The sequence below is a fragment of the Flavobacterium limicola genome (assembly GCF_003634755.1).
In the GTDB taxonomy this organism is placed as follows: Bacteria; Bacteroidota; Bacteroidia; order Flavobacteriales; family Flavobacteriaceae; genus Flavobacterium; species Flavobacterium limicola.
Window position 1 is genome coordinate 461,261 of sequence record NZ_RBXA01000003.1, and the last position, 19,120, is coordinate 480,380.

Sequence of the window (19,120 nt, forward strand, 5' to 3'; positions counted from 1 at the left end):
AATATAATGTTTAATAAATTTATTCAAAGACCAGTTTTATCGATAGTAATATCGCTAATAATTGTCTTTTTAGGAGTCTTGGCGGTAACCAATTTGCCGGTGACTCAATTCCCTTCCATTTCGCCACCAAGGGTAAATGTAATTGCAGATTATCCTGGGTCAAATGGAGAACTGATGATCAAGTCCGTAATCATTCCATTAGAAAAAGCACTCAATGGAGTTCCAGGAATGAAATACATGACTTCAGATGCTGGTAATGATGGAGAGGCCAGTATTCAAGTAATTTTTAATTTGGGTACTGACCCGAATCAGGCTGCGATAAATGTTCAAAACCGAGTAGCCTCTGTGGTTAATAAATTACCGCCATTAGTAGTAAGAGAAGGAGTGAAAATTACGCGTGAAGAATCGAGTATGCTGATGTATGTGAATCTTTACAGTACGGATAAAAATACGGATCAGAAGTTTTTGTACAACTTTGCCGAGATTAATATTCTCTCTGAATTAAAAAGGGTAAATGGAGTAGGATTTGCAGATGTTTTGGGTAATCGGGAATATGCTATGAGAATTTGGCTGAAGCCAGACAGAATGTTAGCTTATAAAATTTCTGCTGAGGAAATTATGGAAGCCTTGGCAGATCAAAGTTTAGAGGCGTCACCGGGTAAAACTGGGGAAAGTTCTGGTAAAAGATCACAAGCATTTGAATATGTACTGAAATATTCGGGCCGATTTACAAGTAAAGAACAATATGGAAATGTTGTACTTAGATCTAATCCTGACGGCGAAATTTTACGATTAAAAGATGTCGCTACTATTGAGTTTGGAAGTTCTATGTATGATATTTATTCAAACTTAAACGGAAAACCTTCTGCCGCAATTGTTTTGAAACAATCCTACGGAAGTAATGCCAGTCAGGTTATTAAAGATGTAAAATTAAAATTAGCTGAAATCAAGAAAAATTCTTTCCCAAAAGGAATGGATTACGAAATCAGTTATGATGTATCTAAATTTCTGGATGCTTCTATCGAAAAAGTAATTCATACTTTGGTCGAAGCCTTTATTTTAGTGGGATTGGTAGTATTTCTTTTCTTGGGCGATTGGAGGTCAACTATTATACCGGCCATTGCCGTGCCTGTTTCCCTTATTGGAACCTTTATGTTCATGCAATTATTCGGTATTACTCTAAATCTTATAACCTTATTTGCATTAGTGTTGGCCATTGGAGTCGTCGTCGATGATGCCATTGTGGTTATCGAGGCAGTCCATGCCAAGATGGAGGAAGAACATCTCTCGCCGCTGAAAGCTACGAAAAAAGCGATGCACGAAATAGCAGGAGCAATTATAGCGATTACATTCCTGATGGCAGCAGTATTTATTCCTGTGGCATTCATGTCTGGGCCTGTAGGGATTTTTTATCGTCAATTCTCGATAACAATGGCAACGGCTATTATTCTTTCGGGTATTGTGGCATTAACGCTTACGCCGGCACTTTGTGCGATGATGTTGAAAAGCAATCACGGTAAACCTAGAAAGAGAACGCCAATAAACCGCTTCTTAGATGGATTTAATACTAAATTTAATAATACTTCCGAGAAATATCAAAGCATTTTAAGCCGCATTGTAAACAGAAGAACTATCACTTTTATTGCGCTTATAGGTTTCTGTGCAGGGACTTGGTTCGTCAGCAGTACTGTTCCTTCAGGATTTATTCCTAATGAAGATCAGGGAATGTTTTATGCAATCATCCAAACGCCTCCCGGTTCCTCATTAGAAAGAACGGATAATATCGCTGAAAAATTGCAGAAAATTGCCGAAAACATTGACGGTGTGCAATCGGTATCTGCTTTGGCAGGATATGAAATTCTGACGGAAGGTACGGGTGCCAATGCCGGAACTTGTTTGATTAATCTGAAAGAATGGAGCGAACGAAAGCATTCTGTGCAAGAAATCATGACCGAATTAGAAGAGAAAACCAAAGATATTCCGGGTGCTAATATTGAGTTTTTTCAACCACCAGCTGTGCCTGGATATGGAGCTGCAGGAGGTTTTGAACTTCGTCTATTGGACAAAGCAGGGTCAGGAGATTACAAGAAAATGGAAACGGTTAATAATGATTTTGTTAAGGAACTAAATAAACGTCCGGAATTAGCATCGGTATTTAGTTTTTACAGTGCCAGTTTTCCTCAGTATATGATGAAAGTCGATAATGATTTGGCACAACAGAAAGGGGTTTCCATTGAAAATGCCATGAATACGTTATCAACATTGGTGGGTAGTAATTACGAAATCAGTTTTATCAAATACGGATTTAATTACAAAGTTATTGTACAGGCCGCTCCTGAATATCGTGCTTTACCTGAAGATATTTTGAAATTATATGTCAAGAACAATCGGGATGAAATGGTGCCTTTCTCGGCTTTTATGAAGTTGGAAAAAGTATATGGACTATCGGAAATCACCCGCCATAACATGTATAATTCTTCTGAAATAAGTGGTTCAGCAGCGCCAGGTTATAGTAGTGGAGCCGCAATTAAAGCGGTTCAGGAAGTAGCAGACGCAAAATTACCTCGAGGTTTTGGTATTGATTGGGCTGGTATTTCTGCTGATGAGGTGGCGCAAGGAAATCAGGCTGTTTGGATTTTTCTAATCTGTTTAGGTTTTGTCTATCTTGTTTTAGCAGCACAGTATGAAAGTTTTATTCTTCCATTGTCAGTAATCCTTTCTTTACCGGCAGGTATTTTCGGAGCCTTTCTTTTATTGAAGTTGACAGGCTTAGAGAACAATATTTACGCTCAGGTAGCCATGGTGATGCTGATAGGTTTATTGGGTAAAAATGCAGTTTTGATTGTAGAATTTGCAATTCAAAGGCATGCCGCCGGAAGAACGGTGCTTCAAGCCGCAATGGAAGGTGCAAAAGCCAGATTTCGTCCTATATTGATGACCTCTTTTGCATTTATAGCAGGTTTGATTCCACTTGTATTTGCTACTGGACCTGGTAAAATTGGTAATCGAACTATTGGTACAGCGGCAGCAGGAGGAATGCTGATAGGAACTATTTGCGGGGTATTTGTCATCCCAGGACTATATTATGTTTTTGGCAGAATTGCTGAAAAATATAAACTCGTAAAAAATGAAAAAGAGAATCCATTAACCGAAGAATTTGATGATAATCATGTCTAAAATAAAGAATTATAAATATATTGTCCCGCTGGCTATTTGTCTGGCGGTGGCAAGTTGTACTCCGGCTTTAGCTCCTTTGGTTGAAACCAAAGCAGTTCCAGAATCTTTCGACAAGAGTATTGATACTACCAATATTGCTGCTTCGCCTTGGCAAACTTATTTTAAAGATGCTAATCTGATAAACCTGATTGAAATTGCTTTAAAAAACAATCAGGAATTACAGATTACTTTGCAGGAAATTGAAATTGCTAAAAACGATATCCGTGTGCGAAAAGGGGCTCTTTTGCCAAAAGTGGGTATTGGAGCAGGAGCAGGAATTGAAAAAGTAGGGAGATATACCAGCCAAGGCGCCGGTGATGCTTCAACTGAAATAAGATCAGGCCTAGAAATGCCAGAACCATTGGGCGATTTGAAAATAGCAGCTTATGCCAATTGGGAAGTTGATATTTGGAAAAAATTGCGCAATTCTAAAAAAGCTGCTGTAAGTCGATATTTATCAACTGTCGAAGGAAAGAATTTTGTAATCACAAATCTTATTGCTGAGGTTGCTGATTCGTATTACGAATTGCTGGCTTTGGATAGTCAATTAGATATTGTTAAACAGAATATTGCCTTGCAAAGTACCGCTTTGGAAATTGTAAAAATTCAGAAAGAAGCCGCTAGATCAACTGAATTGGCTGTTCAGAAATTTCAGGCTGAGGTAATGGCATCCAAAAGTATGGAGTTTGAGATTCTTCAAAATATAAAAGAAACGGAGAATAAAATAAATTTCTTGTTAGGGCAATACCCGCAGGAAATAAAGAGAGATAAATCTAATTTTATTAGTTTATTGCCTCCGGCAATACAGTCCGGAATTCCTGCTCAATTGTTATCAAATAGACCCGATATAAAACAAGCCGAAATGGAATTAGAAGCAGCAAAACTAGATTTAAAAGTAGCCCGTGCTGAGTTTTATCCTTCATTAGATATTACGGCAATGGTAGGCGTAAATGCTTTTAAATCATCGTACTTGTTTACATTGCCAGAATCATTATTGTATTCATTTGTGGGAGATTTTGCAGCACCATTAATCAACCGAAATGCAATAAAAGCGGAATATAAATCTGCCAATGCCAGACAAATTCAGGCTTTGTATAACTATGAGCGTACGATTCTTAAAGCATATCTGGAGGTTTCCAGTCAGCTTTCTAAAATTAATAATTTGGAAAAAAGTTATCAATTGAAAGCTCAGCAAGTAGTTGCTTTGAGCCGTTCGATTGATGTTGCTGGTGATTTATTTAAGTCTGCCAGAGTAGATTATTTTGAAGTTTTGATGACCCAACGTGATGCTTTGGAATCAAAACTCGAACTTATAGAGACTAAAAAAGAGCAACTCAACGCTGTAGTTCATGTTTACAGAGATTTAGGGGGCGGTTGGAAATAAATAAGTGTATCGCTCAAAAAAATATATAGTAATAATTATTTTAAACAGTAGTAAGCGCAAGTTTACTACTGTTTTTTTTATTTATAAAAATGTATTTCAATTTGGTTTGATCTCGCTATCCACCTAAATGTGGATGTACAAACAAAAAGTAGAAAAACGGTCAGGCAGTATTTTTGTTTGCATCTGCAGATTTTTTTTCTTAATTATGCCTGCTCGCTAAATTAGCATATCCATTTTATGGGTCTAAACGATTTAAAATCAAAAAGTAAAGAGTATTTAGAATAGTACAATAACGAAAGAATCCTCTAAGTGTAACAATATTGAGCCCGATAATATATAGAGCTCATTATTATTATTATTATTATTATTATTATTATTATTATTATTATTGAAATCGTTTAAACTTTTGCAGCGCAGTCCAGACGTACTGAATGGAGTTTATTTTTCAATGTTGTTTATTAGAGTTAAATTATTAATTTTTCTGCTCAGCGATTGTAGATTGATTAATTTTAATAACTCTTATTTTTTTATTTGTATTATCTGCTAAAAAAATACGGTCGTTAAGTTGTGCTGTACTGACAATGCTTCCAAAACGATTTTGCCCCATAATGTCAGAAGCATTAACTCGTGAATTGTAATTTTTAGAACTAAACTCTTCTTTAGGATAAAGACGCAAGTAATATAAACTTCCAGTGTTTTCCATTGTAATAGCCCAATCAGTACTAAAACTGATAGAAATAGGCTTACTATCTGAAAATAGATGTGTTACAGGTTTTATAGGGGTTGTGAGTGAATTTGTGGCATTAGCGCGAATATCATCAATTTTATAATATAAAAAGCTTTTTGCGTCTCTTCCCGCTACCACTAAATTTCCAAAATCGATATCCATGGAATAGATTTCAGTACCGCCATTTAAGGTATTTAATTTGGCAATAGGAGTTATATTCCAATTGCTTGTGTCGGTGATTTGGGATGTTTCGAAAACTTTAATTGTAGTGTTTTTTTCTTTGACAAATACCAAACCATCTTTTACAACAACTCCAAAAACGTGTACAAATGTATTCCACCATTGTCCATTTCCAACGGTACTAATTCCCGCGCTGGTGTTTTCATCAATTACAAAAAGTCTTGAATCAACACTTCCAAGGTAGATGCGTCCTTTATCAATGCAAACTGACGAAAGATTAGTTAGCGGGATTATCGTATTTCCTTTTGTGTAGTTCGTAATTGTTTTTATGTATTCCAAAGTTATGGCATTGAAAACTTCAAGGACATCACCATTACATACATATAATTTTTCGTTAGAAATCGCGATGCCTTTAGGTTCTAATGTTCCGTTTCCTATTCCAATTTGGCTTGCTGTGATTGTTGCTTCTTCAGTTGGGTAGTGATAAATATAATTTGTTGGTTCTGTATCGTAAGAGTCCTTGCTACAATTTGTAAAGATGTAAAGTAGTACTATGAAAAAAGGGAGTTTATTCATTTTGATTTTATTTGTTAATTCCATTTTCCTGTTCCTTTATATTTTAATAAAAAAGGGTTTTTTGGGTTAATAGTAAAAATAGGTTTGCTATAAGTCCCTGTCAGGTATTTTGTTTTAGTCCAGCCTTTAAGTACATCTGGATTAGTAAAAGGAAGATCGTCTAAGTATATTAAGTATTTATAAAATTGAGTTAGCATTTCTTGCTGACCACCACCTTGACCACTATTTGCTAAATTGCTGCTATGACCGTAGCCACTGTGATGTGAATATTCGTGTGACCAAACCGACATATCTCCTCTCCAATGTCCAGCTACATATCCAGATTCCCATTGAGAAGCCAAAGGTCCGCCTCCTAAAGCAGCCGCTCCTCCTACCATTGCCAAATAAACAGTTCTATTGTCGATGTAATTTATATATGTTTTTTCAATTACTGCCTTGGAAAAATAATCATAAACCCCATCAACATCTTCAGCATTACCATGCCAATTTAATGCACCATCTACAGCAGTACCGGCCAGAGTAGCTTGCTCTTGTTTGTATTTGTCAAAATTTGTGAAAGTATCATAATATATAGGATGACTCAATGCATAAGAATAGTTTATAATCATTGTTATGGCTTCTTTGGCTAAAACGGGATTCATTGGTAAAAATTTGCCGAGTTCATTCACATGATACGCATCATTAAACTGAACCAATCGAGAAGATTTTATTTTTTTTAATTTAGCAAATAAGGGATCTGTTGATTCTACTGAAAATTCAATAGCACCAGTAGAAAAACCTTCAATTTTATCAATAGTAACGGTATTACCTGTTTCAAGTAAGTAATCATTTTTCCCGGTTACTAATGGAATTTGGTGCGATGAACGATGAAAAGCGGGTATTTTTGTAAAATTGTAAATTAGAAATCGCTTTTCATAGTTGGGTAATTTAGCGTAGATTTTTACATCACTCAGTCCAACAGGGGAATATAGCGATATTTGTACCGAATCTTTTCCTTTTTGGATTATTTGAAGTGGTTGATTTACTCGAAACCAACGATCTGTTTTATCATACATTTTTGAAGGATTCTCGTCATCTTCAAACATTGTTATAGGTCGATTTCCTGCGGGTAAATTGGTAGCGTCAAGACTAGGTAAATAATTAGGTTGGTACGCAGAGCCTTGGTTTTCGTCATGACTACATCCAACAGTGATACTGGCTAAAAGTGTTAATACGAAAAAATAATGTTTTTTTCTCATGTAGGTTTGAAAGTAAAATTGGGGGTTATTTATGAAATGCAAAACTATCAATATCATTATTAATATCATAAGATACTGATAGTTTTAAATTTAGTTGTAGGGTTAGTAATCAAAGCGTTTAAAAGCTTCAATCGCTTCATATTCTGCTAATCCTAGATCGTCGTATAGTTTTGCTGTGTTTTTGTTGCGATCTTCAGCTCGTACCCAAAATTCTCTGGAGTCATTTCCTTGAAACATAACTCTGTCTTTTTGAGATTGATGGTACAAAATAGCATGTCTTTTTAGTAAAACTTCATCCGGACTTAGTGGAACAGCCATATCTATTTCGTGAATATCCCATTCGTGCCAAGCGCCTCTGTACAACCACAACCAACAATCATTCATGTATGGTTCCGGTTTGAGTTGTTTCATAGCGGCAAATATGGCATTCAGGCAAACTTCGTGCGTACCATGCGGATCAGCTAAATCTCCTGCAGCAAAAACCTGATGTGGTTTTATTTTTGCAATTATTGCTGCAACTATAGCTACATCCTCAGGGCCCAATGGGTTTTTCTTTACTCGGCCAGTTTCATAAAAAGGAAGGTCTAAAAAGTGTGTGTTTTCATCTTTTAAGCCAATGTATCTTGTTGCGGCATACGATTCGCGACGTCTAATTAATCCTTTTAATTTTCGAACTTCAAGAGAATCAATTTGATTTTCTTTTTTATTGTTAATGAAATTGATTACTGCAGGAAAATCTACATCACATCCTGTTTCGCCAATAAAATCATTACACACTTCAGCAAATTTCAAGGCTTCATCGTCTGTAACGGCAATGTTTCCAGAAGTTTGATACACTACATGAACATCATGTCCTTGTTTGATTAATTTCGAAAAAGTTCCTCCCATAGAAATTACGTCATCATCTGGATGCGGACTAAAAAGGATAATTCTTTTCTTGGCAGGATTTGCTCTTTCAGGTCTGTGGGAATCATCGGTATTGGGTTTTCCTCCCGGCCATCCCGTTATGGTATGTTGCAATACATTGAACATAGTTATATTCAGATCATAGGCAGAACCTTCTTGTGCCAAAAGATCTGACATTCCGTTATTGTTATAATCCCTGTCGGTCAGCTTTAATATCGATTGTTTTGTTTCTTGGCAAAGCCAAACAATAGCTTTATTTTTTAATTCCTTAGTCCAAATGCATTCTCCTACTAACCACGGTGTTTCAAAACGAGTTAATTCGGAAGCGGCAGACTGGTCTAAAACGAAAGTAGCGTTGGTATGATTTTGTAAAAAAGTAGCTGGAACTTCAGAGCTTATTTCTCCTTGAATAGTTCTCTTGATAATGGAAGCTTTATTTTGGCCCCAAGCCATTAATACAATTCTTTTAGACCTTAGAATGGTAGAAACTCCCATGGTAATGGCTCTTTTTGGAACATTATCAATTCCGTTAAAATCCGAAGATGCATCTACTCTGGTAATATGATCCAAAGTGATAATTCGGGTTCCTGAATTGATGTGGGAGCCTGGTTCATTGAAACCTACGTGTCCGGTACGACCAATTCCCAATAATTGGAAATCAAGTCCGCCGGCATTTTTTATTTTCAGTTCATAATCAACGCAATATTGATTTAGCTCATTAATTGCTACTGTTCCGTCTGGAACATTTATATTTTCCGGTTTAATATCGATATGATTAAAAAGATGCTGATGCATGAAATAGTGATAGCTTTGGTTGTTTTCTTTTGTCATTGGATAGTATTCATCCAAATTGAAAGTGACTACATTACTAAAGCTCAATCCTTCTTCTTTATGCATTCGAACTAATTCTTCATAGACCTTTATAGGTGAAGAACCAGTGGCTAAACCAAGAACACAAGATTTGTTTTTGGCTTGTTTGGATCTAATTAATGTGGCTATTTCTTGAGCAACAATTTTTGAACCTTCAACCGAATTTTTGAAAATTTCACTGTGAATTTTTTCGAATCTCGTTTCTTCAAATTTGCCGGCACTTTTATAACTGATGTCAGGTTTAATTTCTAAAACACTTTTCATTTTAATTTTTATTAGAGTTATTTGTGTAGTTGTTCTTTAATATTGATTCTTTAGATCGGATTATAATTTAGAGTTTCTATTCTTGATAGATCATCATTGAAAGTGACAAAACTTGCCGGAAATCCGGGTTTTATTTTGCCCAATTGATTTTCCATTTTTATAGCTGCTGCTACTCGGCAAGTAGCCATTTTAATGGCTTCATCAGCCGAAACATTCAAATGAGTGAACGCATTTTGAACCGCTTCTTTCATCGAAATGCTGGCGCCGGCTAGATTGCCTTCGTCATTTCTGTAAAAACCATTCTCCAGATGAGCATCAAAATTTTCCCACCTAAAACTGGAAACTTTTCGTCCTAAAAAGGCAGCATCACTAATTAAAAAGAATTTATCCTGCTTTAATTTATATGCCAATTTTGCTGCGGCATAATCACAATGCGCACCATCTAAAATAACAGGAGCATAAACGCTTTCATTTTCAAATGTTGCTCCGACTAAACCCGGTTCCCGATGCCCAAATTGCGTCATCGCATTAAACAAATGGGTGACGAGTTTAATCCCTTTAGAAAAATAATATTGGGCTTCTTTGTAGGTCATCGTCGAATGTCCCGCAGAAATAACAATACCACTTTCTAAGAGCATATCCAACTGTTCATCGGTAAAACATTCCGGGGCAATTGTGATTACCTTTATCACGTCTTTGCCATAACGGATAATTTCTCCCAGCTCGGAATTAGTAGGTTTACGAACCTGATTAATGCTATGTGCACCGCGTTTTAAAGAATTTAAAAATGGCCCTTCCAGATGCATTCCCAATACTCCATTATTGTATTTTGCTTTATAATTGCGAATGGCTTCAATTCCTTGAAGAATGGTTTCCTTAGAAGATGATATCAGACAGGGAAGTGTATGTGTTGTACCATATTTTAAACTGGTTTCATATATGTCCTGAATGGTTTCTTCTGTTGGATTTTGGCTAAAATAAAGTCGCTCTCCACCGTTTATTTGTATGTCAATAAAACCTGCTGAAATATGACTTCCCTTTAAATCAATCAACGGGATATCAGTAGGAATTTCTTTTTGGACAGAAATAATTATTCCATTTTCTATAATAACGACACAATTATATAATATTTCATCTCCTGTATGGATGATCCCGTTTGCAATAGCTTGTTTCATTTCTTATAGTTTAAGTGTATTTAATCTAGTGCGCTACCGACAACGTTCTTGTTCTCTTTTAGATACTCATTAAGTAATTGCAAACAATACCATTCCTGTCTTGGCAAATGAAACGGTCCTTTGAACATATTTCCTTTTGCGGTTTGAGCTATGGTTCCGTCTTTATGTAAATAACCAAACCATTCTCCGTTTGCTGCATCATGAAATTTACTGTACCCATAATCATGTACCATTTTGTGCCATGTTGCATATTTTTGATTGCCAGTCATAGTATAGGCGAGCAGTGTTGCAATAATTACTTCGTTTTGTGGCCACCAAAATTTCATATCCTGCCAGTATTCCTGTACAGGTTTGTCATATACATCTCGGAAATAGAGGATACCGCCATGTTCCTTATCCCATCCGCGTTCCCACATATAATCGAGCATTTTGCAGCCCAATGCAATTAAATGAGGATCATTGTTGCGGTATTTTGCTTCATGCAAAATAAACCAAGCACCTTCAATAGCGTGACCAGGATTCAAGGTGCGACCGTCAATATGATCAATAATAGAACCATCTGGAGCTACTTGCTCCATCACGCATTTAATATCGTCTTTTACAAAATAGGTTTCAATTTCTGCAATCCATTTGCTAATCCATTCATCACAACGCGGATCTCCAATATTGTCACGTAACTGTTGCGCTGTATTTATTAGAATCATAGGTGTGCCAATTCCTTTTGACGGTCGGGTTGCGGTGAATTTAGGTTCTAATAAATCAGGATTAGTAGAATATTCTATACATTTTCCGAACAAAAACCGCGCTTTTTCAGCTACTGTTTCATCTCCGCTAGCTTTGGCGTAAGCTGACATGGCAATAACCGCAAAGGTTTCCGAAAAGAAATAACGACGTTTGCGTATGGGTTTCCCATCGCGTGTAACGTGAAAAAACATCTGCCCATCAGTATCAAAGCAATGGTTGTTTAAAAAATCGATACCAGTTTTAGAACCTTCCAGCCACTCTTGTTTTGGCTCGACTGTATTGTAAAGTGTAGCCAATAACCAGGCGGCACGCCCTTGTATCCAAACAGCTTTGTCATCATCAATCAAACTTCCGTCTTGATCACGCATTAATAAATAACCTCCAAAATCGGTATCAATGGAGCGTGGAAACCAAAAGGGAACCGTGTCATTTAACAATTGATTCTGATAAAAGTTTCTGAGGTTTTGAAGATCTATTTTTGAATAACTCATTTTCTTTACTATATGTTATGTAACTACTATATTTTATTTTGTACTAAGGTTAAGCTGTATATCATACAGTTAAACACATTTGACTGTATCCATGGAATCTCTTTTAGTTTTTGGTAATTGCATGGATTTCAAGTTTAAAAGTGGAACAGGGTAAACCAGCTTCATTTACTAAATTGGCTGTAGTAAAAGGTTTCCATGCATATAAAACAGTCTTTATTTTTTCTCCTTTTGGGATAGTAATAATGACTTGATTTTTTACAATTTCGGCTTTACTTTGAAAGCGATTTCCTTTGTCATTTACCAATTCAAAACCAATTAACTCTTTTTTGTCTGCCGTAGTTAATTGTTTTGCCAATGCAAACGAAACTAGAATGTTGTCGTCTTTTTGAATGGCTTTCACAGCGGAAGGACCATTTGCAATAACATCTTTTCCGTAGGTGTAGCACAAGGCTAAAAGTGCCAAACGATCAGCCACTTCTTTTTTATTAATGGGATGCACATTTAGAGCATCTCCATAATCCATGCTAATTGCCATACCGCTGTTAGGAATCTTATTTTGCAATCTGTTTTGCATAGCTCTGAAGGCCGGCCAAGTTGGTCGCTCAATACTTGATAATTGCACATAATAGAAGGGTAGGTTAGCGTCCCAAGCTTTGCGCCAACTTTCGACTAATTTTGGCATGAGATGCTCATATAATTCAACGTTGTGTGCATTGCTTTCGCCTTGGTACCAAATCACACCTTTTATTGGAAATTTTGTAAAAGCTTCCACTCCAGCTTCAAAATTATAGGAAGGATCATACGGATGACGTTGTTTAGCATTTGTCGCATTTTTCAGATTCACATTGGCACGTTCTCTAACCCAAGGCATGATGAAATCTGATTTACGCCAGTTGGTCAATACATCAACCACTTTGTCGTCATGTTCCAAGGTATTTCGGTCTATCCAAGATTCTATTGGTGATCCGCCAACGGCAACTTGAATTAATCCCACAGGTACATTTTCTTCGTGGGCGATGTTTTTACCAAAGTAATAGGCAATGGCCGAGAAATCTTTGGCACTTATCGAATCGCATACGGACCAACTTCCGGGAAAGAATTGCAGCTGATTAGTTTTAACTAATGTTATAGAATCCCAAGCCGTTTCATCAGTATCACGAATCGCTTTTGCATTGAATAATCGAATAGTGGAATTTGCGATTGCCTTTTTTACTTCTGCTGCACCATTTTCTGAGTTTTCAAGAGAGAATGCCATATTCGACTGTCCGGAACAGAACCAAACATCTCCAACCAGAATATTTTTTAAAACAATTTTCGTTCCTTTAGATTGAATAGTCATTTCATATGGTCCGCCTTGTTTTATAGCGGGAAAAGTAATTTTCCATTTTCCATATTTGTCGACAATGACGCTCTTTTTTTGTTGTTTAAAAGTCACTTCTATGATATCGCCTCCATTGGCCGTTCCATAAACTGAAATGGGTTGATTGCGCTGTAAAACCATATTGTCAGTGAAAACTGTAGCTAATTGTAATCCGCCAAAGTCTTGAGTGATGTTTTCATAAACGGTTTTGGCAAGAATAGTTGCTCCTTCTTTTGTTGGATGCAAAGCATCGGGAAAAAGATCGGGACGATGGTATAATTTTTCATGTAAGTCAATTAGACCCACTTGATTTGCTTTTGCAATGTTGGGTATATGAGATTGAATTTGCCAAAACCAATCTCTGGTTCCCGATTTAAAACGGGGATGTTCATTAAATATGGGAGTTAATCGACAGATGTAAATTTTGACTGCCGGATTTTGTTTTTTTAAAGTGTCTATCAACCAAGCGTAATCAGCATCAAATTCTGCATTGTAATTGGGCCAATTTCTAGGATCGGTATCATTTAAACCCAAATGAATAATGGCTATATCAGGGCTGTATGCAATGGCATCGACAAATTCTTTAGTTTTAAAGTAGGGTGTACTTCCTTTTTTCAAAAGTGTTGCTCCGCTATGCCCGAAATTTTTTACCTCATATTGTCCGCCCATCAAGATTTGAAGTTGCGAAGGATAGGATTCATTTGTAGCATCAGACAGAAGATAACCCGCTGTAACGGAATCTCCAATGCAAGCTACTTTGAGTTTTGTTTTCTGTGCAAATGACTCAAAATGAATGATTATTGAAATCAAAAAGACCACTAAGAATAGATTCCTTTTCATTGTATTCATGTTTTTATTTTTTCAGAAATTATTAAAAATGAGCATAAATTATCCGCAAGGCGGAACACAAGGCTCCGCCTTAACAGATAAAAACCAAAAACCAACTTAAAACAATTTTTTGAACTTAGTAAACGATACTAATGTATTTTAGGCATCGACAAAATCATTCACTTTTGGACGCAGAAAACTGACTTGAACTACTAAAGCAATTACAACAACTCCCGCCATCAAAGCAAAACCGTAGCCTAAAGTCCCGCTATCGGATGATTTGCCTAATAATGAAGTTACTAATGCACCACAACCAACTCCAGTCATATTTAGGACACCATAGGCCGTTCCCCGGTATTTTGAAGAAACAAATTGACATATAATAGGCATATTATTGGCATCAAACATTCCGTAACCGATACCAAAACAAAGTACAGCAGCGACGACATTGAATAAGGAATCTCCAAAACCAATTAACAATAATGCAGGAATTGTTAAACTCAAACCAATCGCACTGGTATAAACCCTGCCTTTTATATTTTTTTGTACCCATTTGTCGGATAAAATACCTCCGAAAATCACTCCTAATAAGGATGAAAAGGATATTGCTATAGTTGCTAAAGGACCCGCCTGTTCCATTGGGATTGCTAAGTTTTCTGAAAATAGGGTAGGCAACCAGTTTTTTGTAGCCCAGCCTGGTAAACTTATTATGGCAAAATAGAATAAGATAACCCAGAAAGAAATGTTCGTGAAGAGCAGTGCTAAACCTTTAAACAGTGAACTTTTTTCATTTGTTGTTATCAACTCTAAAGCAATAGGTTTTACTTCAGTAGCTTTTTTCTCTTTTAATAAGAAAACCAAAACTACAGCGTACACAACACCAACGATTCCAAAATAATGAAAAGTGGTATGCCAAGAATAGGTAGCAGCAATGGTAGCTCCAAAACCTCCTAATGCAGAACCCACATAAAGTCCAGTCATGTGAATACCAATAGCAAAAGACCTTGTTTTTTGCTGATGATAATCGGCTATTAGCGATAAACCAGCTGGAATATAAAGGGCTTCGCTCACTCCCATAAGTGCTCTTAACCAATACACCTGATTGTAAGTTGTTGCATATCCCATAGCATACGTAACTGCTGACCACACAAATAAACTGCCTACAATAAGCCATTTTCTGTTTAATTTGTCAGCAATAATTCCGGATATTGGACTCATCAAAGCATATATCCAAAGAAATATAGCCATCAAGCGTCCAAAATTCTCACCGGATACTAATTCAGGGATGTCGGCTTCCATTGACGGACGCATCGTGGCCAACATTTGTCTGTCCATATAGTTTAACAATGCTACTAGCCAGAGTAAACCAACTACAATCCAAGGATAATGCTTTGTATTTTTCATATTTTATTTTTTTTAGTTTTAATCTTCTTTTTTAACATCAAAAAAAATTAAAACCAATTGTTTGTGTCGTTATTTTATTGTTCCTAACATAACATCAGGAGTACGAATGCCTGGTTTTACTTCCCCATTTGATAAAACAATCTCGTCATTCCAGAGTGTGGCTGTTGTAGTTACATGAGCAAGAAAGGGCAGTTCACCAATGGTAGACCATGAATCTGTACGGGTGTTGTAGACCAAAATTCCCTTATAAAAACCATCATGATTTGTATTCAACTTATTCTTCTCTACGGATAGTTTTGCTTTTTCTTCGGGAGAATCATTTTTTGCAATTTGGGACAAATAGGTTTCGATTTTATGAAAAGTTTCACCAGTATCACCACCAACAATTACGATAGAATGATTGCCTACAGCAACACCTGCACCTGCAGAAAAGTTGGTTGTATTTTTTCCATCAGATATGTTTGCACGACTTTCCCATATTTGTTTTTTAATGTTAAAAACAAAAGTGGTATTGTGTAAATCACTGATGCCCTTAGGTGTTTTGGTTCTGCCGCCAATCACATAAATATTGATTCCGTTTTTGTCTTTTTGAACTACCGGAACTGAATTTGCCAGAGCGATAGGTAATTTTGGTAGTGTTTTCCATTCCGGATTGTTGCTGTTTAGATCAAGGCTTAAAAAATCATTAGAAGATTTAGTCGCCTCATCACCACCAATGGCGTACACAACATTGCCAATATGTGTTAAGCCAATATTTGTAATAGCTATCGGAAAATTAGGTAGCGATTTTATTTCAACCTCATTTTTAGATGCATTCCACTTTAAGATAAACGTTTTATTGGAAAGTCCATTTTCATTTTCACCACCTACATATACCACTCCTAAATCGGTTGAAGTAGAACCACAATAGGCGATAGGTTCAGGTAATGTACTTTTTACCTCTTTGTTCCAACTATATATATTGTTGCATTTCTGCAATACATGAATTTCTTTTGAATAGTGTTTTTTCCCCCCTTCCCAAGGCATTTTATCTTGGAAATTAGCACCTCCTGAAACAATCAAAACATCGTTAGTAATACCATTAATTGCACCTGCAAAGCCCAATGATATACTTCCATCAGTATTTTGTAGTTGTGCTGCTTTTTTCCATTCAATATGGTTTACAGCTTTTTTTTGAGAAAGGGCATCTGTTGTCGACATAATAAGTAAGCAAAGGATTAGAGAAGAAAAATAGTTATTCATAGTATTTATTTTAAAATAAAACGAACGAAGTTATTTTGATTTAAAATCTTCAAAATTGAGGCTTTCGACATCTTTTTTGAATAATTCAAATTGGTCAGCGCTCATGTTTTTAACAGGCAATCTAAATGCACCTAAATCCAATCCTACCACTTTCATATAGGCTTTACCTACTGAAATTCCGCCATATTTACCCAATAAGCGAATCATGTTGATTGATTTTTGCTGCAAAGCACGCGCTGTAACCAAATCATTTGCATTAAAAGCCGCAATTAAATCATAGTATAACGGAGCTGCATAATTGAAAGTACTTCCTACAGCACCTTTCGCTCCTAGTACTAATGCAGATAACATGTTCTCATCGCGTCCCCAAAGCATATCAAATTTCCCATTTTCATAACTCATACAACTTTGGAAATCCATGAAATCTTCGTGCGTATATTTTATACCGGCAAAATTTGGGAGTTTCCCGTCCAAGGCCTGCACTAAATCAAACATTGGTAAGTTTACGCCTGTCAATACTGGAATGTGGTAATAGTAAAAAGGCATATTAGGAACACTTTTACCCACTTCGATGCAGGCTTGCGCCAACATATCTACATTAGCAGGTTTGAAATAAAATGGAGCCGTTAGTGAAACAGCATACAAACCTATTTCATACGCATGTTTAGCCAAGTCAATGCAATCGGTTAGGCAAGTTCCACCTAAGAATACCATTACTTTAAAATCAGCATCATGATTGGAACAATCTGCCCAAGCTTGAGCAACTGCTTTTTTCTCTTCTAATGTTATTGAAACACCTTCTCCGGTAGATCCGTTAATAAAAGCACCAGTTATTCCGTTTCGTTTTAGAAAAGTATAGTAAGCTGGAATTAGACTAACATCTAATTTTCCGTTGGAGTCAAAGGGTGTAAAAGGAGCTGAGATAAGCCCTTGTAAATGTTCAATTTTCATGGGGTATTTTTTTAAATTGTCTTTTGTTTATGTTGTTTAAATAGGCCGGGAACTTAAATATTCCCGGCTTATTATTTAAACTATATTTCTTGAATCCAGTTTTTTATTATGGATTCTGAGTGATTTTAGGATTAAAGTTAATGGTATTTTGAGATATTGGAAACAATATCTTTTTACCTGCCATCGATGGAACAATATCTGTTTTATTGAAACGAACTAAATCCCACCACGCTTTACCTTCAAAAGCTAATTCTTTTAAACGCTCATTTAAAATAGCATCATTATTAGCCGCCTGAGAACCATTTGTAAATGAAGAAGAAGCATCGGCTCTTTGCATCACCTGATTCATTTCATTAGTTGGATCCTGACCTAAAGCATTTTTAATTTCTGCTTTCATTAATAATATATCTGCCCAACGGTAAATAATAATATCGCTAACAAATCTTCTGGTAGCACCGTCTACTGTTCCGTTATATTTCACCAACCCTGTTACAACTGGAGTAGTTCCATTGTATAAAGTTAAATAAGTAGCTGTTTTTCTTGTATCAGTATTGCTAAAGTTGAAACGGGTAATATCTGGTTGTACTCTTGAAATACCTGCGTTACCAGTACCAACTCCCAGAGTTCCAAAAGTTGCTGTAGCTGTTGCCGCTGTTAATGGTGCAAAGTCACTTGGTCCCACAAACATGAAAGAATTCCAATTGTCTGATAACGATGAAGGAACATCTGCTAATGAATAACGAACTGCAAAAAGGACTTCAGCATTACCTTTATTCGCGTAACCAAAAACGTCTTTGAAATTGGCTAATAGTACTGGTGCAGTAGGAATGGCATCAATTGCTGCCAAAGCTGTATTTAAATCGGTATTCCCCCCACCTAATTGTTTCGCAGTCCATAAATTCACATCTGCTTTTAAAGCATAAGTTGATGCTAAAGATAATTGTGCTTTATTATTTGTTGCATCAGGATAGTTAGCAATTGCCAATTCAATATCAGACTTAATGAATGCAAAAGTTTCTTCAATCGTATTACGCGGAACAATATATTCGCTTTGATTGGTGTTTTCCGTTGGTGCAGTTACAATTGGTACCCCACCCCAAGAACGGGCCATAATGAAATAAGCTAAAGCACGCATTGAATACGCTTGCGCGATATATCTCTTCTGCTCATTCACAGTTGTTGGACTAAATGGGATAGTAGGTACATATTTCAAAACTAAATTCGCTTGATGAATTACGGTGTACAAACCAGCCCAATCCACATCAATGTTTTGTGCTGTTAAGTTGTTATTGTAATAATTTGCCAAATTCAGAGGTGATTGAACACCGCTTGTTATTTCAGCACTTCTAGCACCACCCAATAAATAATAATTTTGTTGGGTCTGGGTTCTAAAATTGAAGTACATACCGTTTACACCTGCTTTCGCATCATCTTCTGTTTTCCAAAAACTGGCAGAAGTAATTACGCTTTCAGATTGTAAGTTTAAATCATCTTCACAAGAGCTGAATAGTGAAAGTCCTGTAAAAAGTATAGTGAATAAAAGAATTTTCTTTTTCATGATATT

At 36.3% G+C, this 19,120-nt stretch carries 12 protein-coding genes; 2 read left to right on the plus strand and 10 right to left on the minus strand.

The genetic code is table 11. From position 1 onward, the window contains the following. The first annotated feature begins 6 nt into the window (after positions 1-6). Entirely contained in the window at positions 7-3,177 is a 3,171-nt protein-coding gene (locus BC952_RS12010) for an efflux RND transporter permease subunit (RefSeq protein WP_121365869.1), read from the plus strand. Beyond that, positions 3,170-4,600: a TolC family protein gene (locus tag BC952_RS12015; protein WP_121365870.1), complete on the plus strand. Its 1,431-nt coding sequence runs from the start codon at positions 3,170-3,172 to the stop codon at positions 4,598-4,600. Before BC952_RS12010 ends, BC952_RS12015 begins: the two co-directional genes overlap by 8 nt. A 472-nt stretch (positions 4,601-5,072) precedes the next feature. Here BC952_RS12015 and BC952_RS12020 read toward each other — a convergent pair whose 3' ends face one another. The 10 genes from BC952_RS12020 to BC952_RS12065 all read right to left on the minus strand — a co-directional run bounded on the left by BC952_RS12020 (position 5,073) and on the right by BC952_RS12065 (position 19,114). Then, complete coding sequence (locus tag BC952_RS12020) at positions 5,073-6,083, minus strand: hypothetical protein (RefSeq protein ID WP_244200145.1); 1,011 nt, start codon at positions 6,081-6,083, stop codon at positions 5,073-5,075. Between the two features lie 14 nt (positions 6,084-6,097). Then, complete coding sequence (locus BC952_RS12025; RefSeq protein WP_121365872.1) at positions 6,098-7,321, minus strand: hypothetical protein; 1,224 nt, start codon at positions 7,319-7,321, stop codon at positions 6,098-6,100. A 102-nt stretch (positions 7,322-7,423) separates the two neighbouring features. Next, positions 7,424-9,361, minus strand: coding sequence for a glucosamine-6-phosphate deaminase (gene nagB / locus BC952_RS12030; RefSeq protein ID WP_121365873.1), 1,938 nt, complete (start codon positions 9,359-9,361; stop codon positions 7,424-7,426). Between the two features lie 50 nt (positions 9,362-9,411). Continuing rightward, positions 9,412-10,536: an N-acetylglucosamine-6-phosphate deacetylase gene (nagA, locus tag BC952_RS12035; RefSeq protein ID WP_121365874.1), complete on the minus strand. Its 1,125-nt coding sequence runs from the start codon at positions 10,534-10,536 to the stop codon at positions 9,412-9,414. A 20-nt stretch (positions 10,537-10,556) separates the two neighbouring features. Then, positions 10,557-11,771: an AGE family epimerase/isomerase gene (locus tag BC952_RS12040; protein ID WP_121365875.1), complete on the minus strand. Its 1,215-nt coding sequence runs from the start codon at positions 11,769-11,771 to the stop codon at positions 10,557-10,559. Positions 11,772-11,874: 103 nt separating this feature from the next. Continuing rightward, complete coding sequence (locus tag BC952_RS12045; RefSeq protein ID WP_121365978.1) at positions 11,875-13,971, minus strand: GDSL-type esterase/lipase family protein; 2,097 nt, start codon at positions 13,969-13,971, stop codon at positions 11,875-11,877. 147 nt (positions 13,972-14,118) lie between these two features. Further along, positions 14,119-15,363 carry an MFS transporter gene (locus BC952_RS12050; RefSeq protein WP_121365876.1) on the minus strand — a complete coding sequence of 415 codons (1,245 nt, stop codon included), beginning with the start codon at positions 15,361-15,363 and terminating at the stop codon, positions 14,119-14,121. A gap of 69 nt (positions 15,364-15,432) precedes the next feature. Next, positions 15,433-16,605, minus strand: a complete 1,173-nt coding sequence (locus BC952_RS12055) for a kelch repeat-containing protein (RefSeq protein ID WP_121365877.1) — start codon at positions 16,603-16,605, stop codon at positions 15,433-15,435. A gap of 30 nt (positions 16,606-16,635) precedes the next feature. Further along, a complete protein-coding gene (locus BC952_RS12060; protein ID WP_121365878.1) occupies positions 16,636-17,556 on the minus strand; it encodes a dihydrodipicolinate synthase family protein in 921 nt (306 codons plus the stop codon). Positions 17,557-17,662: 106 nt separating this feature from the next. Next, entirely contained in the window at positions 17,663-19,114 is a 1,452-nt protein-coding gene (locus BC952_RS12065; protein ID WP_121365879.1) for a RagB/SusD family nutrient uptake outer membrane protein, read from the minus strand. Between the last annotated feature and the right edge of the window lie 6 nt (positions 19,115-19,120).

Coding starts and splice junctions, on each gene's coding strand:
- BC952_RS12010 (WP_121365869.1), top strand. CDS start 7: ATGTTTAATAAATTTATTCAAAGACCAGTTTTATCGATAGTAATATCG.
- BC952_RS12015 (WP_121365870.1), top strand. CDS start 3,170: ATGTCTAAAATAAAGAATTATAAATATATTGTCCCGCTGGCTATTTGT.
- BC952_RS12020 (WP_244200145.1), bottom strand. CDS start 6,083: ATGAATAAACTCCCTTTTTTCATAGTACTACTTTACATCTTTACAAAT.
- BC952_RS12025 (WP_121365872.1), bottom strand. CDS start 7,321: ATGAGAAAAAAACATTATTTTTTCGTATTAACACTTTTAGCCAGTATC.
- nagB (WP_121365873.1), bottom strand. CDS start 9,361: ATGAAAAGTGTTTTAGAAATTAAACCTGACATCAGTTATAAAAGTGCC.
- nagA (WP_121365874.1), bottom strand. CDS start 10,536: ATGAAACAAGCTATTGCAAACGGGATCATCCATACAGGAGATGAAATA.
- BC952_RS12040 (WP_121365875.1), bottom strand. CDS start 11,771: ATGAGTTATTCAAAAATAGATCTTCAAAACCTCAGAAACTTTTATCAG.
- BC952_RS12045 (WP_121365978.1), bottom strand. CDS start 13,971: ATGAAAAGGAATCTATTCTTAGTGGTCTTTTTGATTTCAATAATCATT.
- BC952_RS12050 (WP_121365876.1), bottom strand. CDS start 15,363: ATGAAAAATACAAAGCATTATCCTTGGATTGTAGTTGGTTTACTCTGG.
- BC952_RS12055 (WP_121365877.1), bottom strand. CDS start 16,605: ATGAATAACTATTTTTCTTCTCTAATCCTTTGCTTACTTATTATGTCG.
- BC952_RS12060 (WP_121365878.1), bottom strand. CDS start 17,556: ATGAAAATTGAACATTTACAAGGGCTTATCTCAGCTCCTTTTACACCC.
- BC952_RS12065 (WP_121365879.1), bottom strand. CDS start 19,114: ATGAAAAAGAAAATTCTTTTATTCACTATACTTTTTACAGGACTTTCA.